Origin of the sequence: Actinomadura sp. KC345, from assembly GCF_004348515.1 — a bacterium.
Lineage (GTDB): Bacteria > Actinomycetota > Actinomycetes > Streptosporangiales > Streptosporangiaceae > Spirillospora.
This window is the reverse complement of sequence record NZ_SMKH01000594.1, coordinates 1-749: the sequence shown is the minus strand read 5'-3', so window position 1 is coordinate 749 and position 749 is coordinate 1. Positions and strand designations below refer to the sequence as shown.

Genomic DNA, 749 nt, shown 5'->3' with positions numbered 1-749 from the left:
TGCTCACGCAGTTCAAAGACCATCCGGATCGCGCGTTCACGCAGCTCAGGGGAGTACTTCCTCGGGGGTGCCATAGCCCCTCACCCTTCCAGGTATCAGGGCCTCCACCCAACCCGGGGCGCTCCACTCCACACCAAGGAGGCTGCGGCCGCCGGGGAGGACACGGTCCGGCTCAACCTGGTCGCGGCCTGGCGCGAGTCGACGGTGTTCACCGAGGCCGAGCGCGCCGCACTGGCCCTGGCCGAAGAGGGCACCCGGCTCGCCGACGCCCACCAGGGCGTGTCCGACGAGACCTGGTCCCGGGTGCGCGAGCACTACGACGAGGACCAGACCGCCGCGCTGGTCTACGTGGTCGCAATGATCAACGCCGCCAACCGGCTCGGTGTGATCGTCCACCAGCGGGGCGGTTCCTACGAGCCCGGCATGTTCGCGCACATCACCAACTGACCGCTGACCGGAAGCCGACCGCGGTCCGACCGCGGGCCGAGCGCGGCCGACCGCAAAGCCGAGCGCGGGCGGTCCGCGGGCCGGGTGGCGGTCGTGGCCGGGGCCGGTCCGCCGGTCGGTGGACGGGTATGCCAGGGCGGGGGCGGCGCGGCCTATGGACGTTTCGGGCGATGCGAATTCTGTGGTGTGGGGAAGTGGTGAATGGGTTTACGGGGGTTTTCTGGGTTCTTGTTTGGGTTCAGGGGTGATGGGGTTATGGGGCGGTGGGGGGGCGGCAGTGTACGGGGCCCAGCTTTTCGGGG

The 749-nt window shown here is 70.1% G+C and carries 1 protein-coding gene; it reads left to right on the top strand.

Annotation, left to right across the window (positions count from 1 at the left end):
- The first annotated feature begins 21 nt into the window (after positions 1 to 21).
- Complete coding sequence (locus tag E1281_RS39805) at positions 22 to 447, top strand: carboxymuconolactone decarboxylase family protein (protein ID WP_243717825.1); 426 nt, start codon at positions 22 to 24, stop codon at positions 445 to 447.
- Positions 448 to 749 lie beyond the last annotated feature (302 nt).